Source organism: Acinetobacter sp. UBA3025 (genome assembly GCF_002367915.1).
Classification (GTDB): domain Bacteria; phylum Pseudomonadota; class Gammaproteobacteria; order Pseudomonadales; family Moraxellaceae; genus Acinetobacter.
In genome coordinates, this window is record NZ_DFDO01000219.1 from 1 (window position 1) to 5,776 (window position 5,776).

The 5,776-nt window shown below is 40.7% G+C and carries 5 protein-coding genes and 1 pseudogene; 4 read left to right on the plus strand and 2 right to left on the minus strand.

The features are described 5' to 3' along the window. Both B4J23_RS09215 and B4J23_RS09220 read left to right on the plus strand, forming a co-directional pair. Nucleotides 1-167, plus strand: a pseudogene (locus tag B4J23_RS09215) (GFA family protein); the annotation flags it as partial. A 482-nt stretch (nt 168-649) separates the two neighbouring features. After that, nucleotides 650-1,912 (plus strand): MATE family efflux transporter, encoded by a 1,263-nt coding sequence (locus B4J23_RS09220; protein ID WP_373684927.1) that lies wholly within the window; start codon nt 650-652, stop codon nt 1,910-1,912. Between the two features lie 44 nt (nt 1,913-1,956). On the opposite strand, the gene B4J23_RS09225 is transcribed toward B4J23_RS09220, so the two are convergent. Next, nucleotides 1,957-3,192 (minus strand): pyridoxal phosphate-dependent aminotransferase, encoded by a 1,236-nt coding sequence (locus tag B4J23_RS09225; RefSeq protein WP_005236666.1) that lies wholly within the window; start codon nt 3,190-3,192, stop codon nt 1,957-1,959. Between the two features lie 253 nt (nt 3,193-3,445). Continuing rightward, nucleotides 3,446-4,273, minus strand: coding sequence for a type I methionyl aminopeptidase (gene map / locus B4J23_RS09230; RefSeq protein WP_291360161.1), 828 nt, complete (start codon nt 4,271-4,273; stop codon nt 3,446-3,448). 207 nt (nt 4,274-4,480) lie between these two features. Between map and rpsB the strand changes: the two genes are divergently transcribed. Together rpsB and tsf are read left to right on the plus strand one after the other, a co-directional pair. After that, the gene (gene rpsB / locus B4J23_RS09235; RefSeq protein ID WP_004784492.1) at nt 4,481-5,227 is read left to right on the plus strand and encodes a 30S ribosomal protein S2; all 747 of its coding nucleotides are present in this window, start codon (nt 4,481-4,483) and stop codon (nt 5,225-5,227) included. A 141-nt stretch (nt 5,228-5,368) separates the two neighbouring features. Continuing rightward, nucleotides 5,369-5,776: translation elongation factor Ts (gene tsf, locus B4J23_RS09240; protein WP_291360163.1), on the plus strand; the 408-nt coding region annotated here is incomplete at its 3' end.

The following is a 5,776-nucleotide window of genomic DNA, read 5'->3' on the forward strand; positions in this document are numbered from 1 at the left end:
CCTTTGCCAATATTAATGTATTTACTTTGGAGCAACTGCCAGAGGATCTGGATTTCAATTTAGAAATTTATATAGATCATCAGCCAGCATTTTATTCATTTAACAATCAAACCAAAAAAATGACAGAAGCTGAGGTAATTGCTATGTTCCAGCAACCTAACTCCTGAAATGAATATCATTAGATAAAGGAAGAGCAAGTCTGGTGATTTTATCTGATGAAAATAATCTTTTTAAAATTAAGAACACTATATAAGTGCATATATATCATTAAATAAAAATACTGATTAGCAGGTTCGTATTTCAAATAGCATCCTGCTTTTCATGTCATGATCATTCTTTCTTTTGATTAAATTGTTAAATTGGAACGAAAAAAACTCATAGTTTCTGAGCTCAATAAATTATTATTTTCTATAAGCGAACTAAAGATAGAAACTAAACTTTTCTATAAAAATCAATAAATATAAAGATTTATGGCACAAGGATTGTATGTGATTTCCACTGTATATCTCAGTTTTAAATAATTCAGTTTAAAAATAAAACCCGAGAAAAGAATTAAGAATAGAGTGATTTTGCAATGAAACAGTTTTTGCATCTTTGGGTACCGATTTTTTTGAGTAATAGCATCATAATGTTGGTCGGAATATTTGACATGATTTTCCTGTCTCATTACTCACCGCAACATGTGGCTGCTATGGCTGTGTGTTTATCTATTTATTCTTTATTATTTGTTTCGGGGACGGGGATTTTGCAGGGTATGATGCAGGAACTTGCTGAAGCATATGGGCGACGTGCTTTTGATAATATTCAAAAAATTCTGAAACAGAGCATCCTTATTGTCATCGTCCTGTCTGTATTTGCAGGATGGCTATTAACTCATGCAGATCCTTTGCTACATCTGTTAAAAGCAGATAGTGCATTACAGGCTTTGATTCAACCTTGTTTATGGTTACTGGCTTGGACGCTTCCAGCACATTTGTTAGTACGTATTTTATATATTTTAACGCAAGCCTGTGGTGAGGCGAAGCGTGTGTTCTATGCCAATATTTTTTATCTGATATTCAAAGTGAGTTTGGCCTATTGCCTGATTTTTGGGATTCAGGGTTATGTACCTGCCTATGGGGTTAAGGGAGCTTTCATTGCTCATCTGACTGTTCAATGGGCACTATTAGTGGTGTATTACCTGATATTTCTAGAAAAGCAGTTGCGTGTGCACTGGTCCGGACAATTCTTCCATTTTAAGACTTTGCTAAAAATCTTAAGAATCGGCTTACCCTCAGCAATTGTCGTATTTATTGATGTCTTTACAATTAGTGCGATTGCATTATTGATCTTGCCTTTGGGGGAGATAATGGTGAATGCGCATCAAGTAGCGATGGGTTTGGCTGGCCTGCTGTTTATGGTGCCATTTTCGATGAGCTCTGCTTTTAGCATTCTGGTGTCTACCAGGATTGGTGCAAATCAAGTGCAATCTGCCTGGGATTTAACTTTTAAAGCGTTACGTGTGGTGGTCGCAAGCGCAGTTGTTTTGGCGATCTTGATCGCAATTTTTCAAAAACCGATTGTGACGCTATTTAGTGATAATAAGGATGTGCTTGCGGTGAGTCTGGCATTGATGTTCTTATTGTGCTGGATGCATATTTTTGATGCGATTCTGGTGGTTAGCGTCAATATGCTGCGCTGCTGGAAAGTGGTGGTCTTCCCCATGTTTATCTTTAGTGGAGTACTGCTATTAGGCGGATTGGGAGGAGGTTGGTATTTGGCTTATCATCCAGTGTCGCTCTTCAATCTCAACCTGGATGTTTCAGGAATAAGTGGTTTCTGGTGGATGCTGGCTATTTCCTATACCTTTGCCGCATTGATGTGCTTGCTTTGCTTGGGACTTAAATACCGTAAGCATCTACAAACTGCATAAAAAAACCCGCGATCATCGCGGGTTTTTTTATCTAATCAATTAGATTATTTCGCAGCTTTTTCAGCTTCGATAGAAGCAATCGCCTCATCAACGCCTTCGATTGAATCAGCAGCTTTTTTGATACGTGCAAGCGCATCAACTAATACTTCGTCAGCAGTTGCGTAAGAGATACGCATGAAACCGCCTAGACCGAATGCATCACCAGGAACGACTGCAACACCAGTTTCTTCCAGTAACCAAGCAGAGAATTCTGTGCAAGAGTTCAGGCCTTTCGCACGAATCAATGGTTTGATGTTTGCGTATGCATAGAATGCACCATCAGCAGGTAGGCAAGAAATACCTTTAATGTCATTCAAGCCATTCACAACTAGGTCATGACGACGTTTGAATGCTTCAACCATTGGTACAAGAACGTCTTGAGGACCATTCAATGCAGCTTCTGCAGCAACTTGTGAAATAGAAGTTGGGTTAGAAGTTGACTGAGACTGGATTTTTTTCATCGCACCGATCAGTTTAGCAGGGCCCGCTGCATAGCCGATACGCCAGCCTGTCATTGCATATGCTTTAGACACACCGTTTAATACGATAGTGCGGTCGTAAAGGTCTGGGGCAACAGTTGCGATGTTGTAGAATTCATCTTCCCAGCGGATTGGTTCGTACATGTCATCAGATGCGATGAATACTTCTGGGTATTTACGCAGTACTGCAGCTAAAGCTTCTAATTCAGCTTTAGTGTAGATCATGCCAGTCGGGTTAGAAGGGCTGTTTAATACCACTAGACGAGTTTTGTCAGTGATCGCAGCTTCTAATTGCTCAGGAGTAATTTTGAAACGTTGTTCTTCACCACATTTCACGATTACTGGTGTACCTTCAGCAATGATCACCATGTCTGGATAGCTCACCCAGAATGGAGCAGGGATGATCACTTCATCACCTTTGTTTAACAAAGCAAGTGCCAAGTTAAAGAAAGACTGTTTACCACCACAAGAAACCAGGATTTGGTTCGCTTGATAATCAAGGTTATTGTCACGTTTTAATTTAGCAATAATTGCTTTTTTAAGACCTGGCGTACCATCAACAGCGGTGTATTTGGTGAAACCGTTGTTAATTGCTGCAATTGCTGCATCTTTGATGTGTTGAGGGGTATCAAAATCTGGCTCACCTGCGCCCAAACCAATAACGTTGTGACCAGCAGCTTTCAGTTCAGCAGCTTTGTTTGTCACAGCAAGCGTAGGGGACGGTTTGATGGCATTCACACGATCAGAGAGACGTACGTCCACGGCAGTATTCCTTCTTATAGGGATTAAAAAATAAAAAGCACATTATCTTAGCCTAAAATGGTGCACATTGGGCAAAAGAATTTGGAAAAATATACGAAAAAAATGCTGAATCAGTGCAACCTTATCTTGAACATCGATAGATAGTTTAGATAGACAGGAACTAAGAATATGCTTTGAGGATGAGAATAATAGGGGAAATATAAACTAAAAATGGCCACTTTAAAGTGACCATTTATATGAGGAAGTGTTGTTGTTATGCACTAAAACGTGACAAATCTTCTTCAGGACGAGCAGTCAGCACTTCAATGCCATTTTTTGTTACTAAAAGAGTGTGCTCATATTGAGCTGATAATTTATGGTCTTTAGTTACTACAGTCCATTTATCACCCAGCAGTTTGGTTTGCCAAACACCGGCATTTACCATAGGTTCAATCGTAAAAGTCATACCTTCTTCAAGAACCATACCGGTATCTGGTTGACCATAGTGCAGCACCTGTGGTTCATCATGGAAAGTCGTACCGATTCCGTGGCCACAGTATTCACGAACAACGCTAAAACGTTCAGATTCAACATATTTTTGAATCGCATGACCAATATCACCAATCGTTGCACCTGGTTTCACCACAGCCATACCACGATACATGGCTTCTTGAGCGACGTTACATAGACGGTTTGCTAAAATTGAAGTTTCACCACCCACGATGTACATCATATTGGTATCCCCATGGAAACCATCTTTGATGACAGTGACATCAATATTTAAAATATCGCCTTTTTTCAGGATCTTGTTTTCAGATGGGATCCCGTGACAGACCACATGGTTTACAGATGTGCAGATTGTATGCTGGAAAGCAGGGCGGCCAGGCGCTGCACCATAACCTAAACATGCAGGAATGGCATTCTGCACATTTACAATATAGTCATGACAAATCGTATCCAATTCCAGTGTCGTTACGCCGGGTTTGATATGCGGTTTGATCATATCCAACACTTCTGCAGCCAGTCGTCCAGCGATACGCATCTTTTCGATATCTTCAGCGGATTTGATTAAACGACGGGGAGCTTGATAAGTAGTGTTCATGATCTCTAAAAACTTTTGGAAATTTGTATGTGACTATGGTATAAATAGCCGCCCATTTTATCAAATGCTTTTTCGTGAATATATTTGCGAGGCTGATTGAATGGTGTACTAAAAATCCGCACATATATCGTCACATTACTCTGGGTGCCCGCAAGGGTGGAGAATGCGGATATATGGAGGCCTAACCCAAACTTTAAGGTAAAGAAAATGGCAGATTACAACGTAAGCATGCGCGACCTTCTACAAGCTGGCGCGCACTTTGGTCACCAAACTCGTTTCTGGAACCCAAAAATGCGTCAATATATCTTTGGCGCGCGTAACAAAATTCACATCATCAACCTTGAGCACACTGTTCCTGCGTTAAATGATGCTTTGAACTTCGCTAACCAATTGGCTAGCAAAAAGAACAAAGTTTTGTTCGTTGGTACTAAACGTGCTGCTTCTGCAATCATCCGTGAACAAGCTCAACGCGCTGGTCAACCATACGTAGATCACCGTTGGTTAGGTGGTATGTTGACGAACTGGAAAACTCTTCGCCAATCTATCAACCGTTTAAAAGACCTTCAAACTCAATCTCAAGACGGTACTTTCGCTAAACTTACTAAACGTGAAGCTTTAGAACGTAGCCGTGAGATGGAAAAACTTGAACGTGCTTTAGGCGGCGTTAAAAACATGGGTGGTTTACCTGACGCATTATTCGTAATCGACGTTGATCACGAAGCGATTGCAATTAAAGAAGCTAAAAACCTTGGTATTCCTGTAATCGGTATCGTTGATACTAACTCTAACCCAGACAACGTAGACTACGTTATTCCGGGTAACGACGATGCGATCCGTGCAGTAACACTTTATGCTTCTGCTATGGCTGATGCGATTCTTGCTGGTAAAGAATATGCTCAATCACAAGCAAATGCACAAGCTAAAGCAGAAGAAGCTCCTGCTTCTGAGGCTTAATGCGTTAGACGCTAGCTTGTCATTTTTGCGACACGTGATGGTGGCAAAGTAAGCGTTATGTATGCAGGCGGCCCATGAGAATCCTCTGGGCCGTTTCTGTTCTAAAAAGAATTCATTTTCTACCGAATTTAGGAGATAAACATGACTGCAGTTACAGCAAGCATGGTTAAAGAACTGCGTGATCGTACTGGTCTAGCAATGATGGAATGTAAAAAAGCTTTGACAGAAGCTGGTGGTGACATCGAATTAGCGATTGATAACCTTCGTAAATCTGGTCAAGCAAAAGCAGCTAAAAAAGCTGGTAACATTGCTGCTGACGGCGCGATCACAATTGCTCAAGAAGGCAACAAAGCAATCCTTCTAGAAGTAAACTGCCAAACTGACTTCGTTGCTAAAGACGAAAACTTTGCTGGTTTCTCTGCTAAAGTTGCTGCTGCTGCTCTTGCTGCTAACGAAACTGATGTTGCTAAAATCGCTGAACTTAAACTTGAAGATGGCGCTACTGTAGAAGAAGCTCGTATTGCGCTAGTTCAAAAAATCGGTGAAAAC

Coding starts and splice junctions, on each gene's coding strand:
- B4J23_RS09220 (WP_373684927.1), top strand. CDS start 650: ATGATTTTCCTGTCTCATTACTCACCGCAACATGTGGCTGCTATGGCT.
- map (WP_291360161.1), bottom strand. CDS start 4,273: ATGAACACTACTTATCAAGCTCCCCGTCGTTTAATCAAATCCGCTGAA.
- rpsB (WP_004784492.1), top strand. CDS start 4,481: ATGGCAGATTACAACGTAAGCATGCGCGACCTTCTACAAGCTGGCGCG.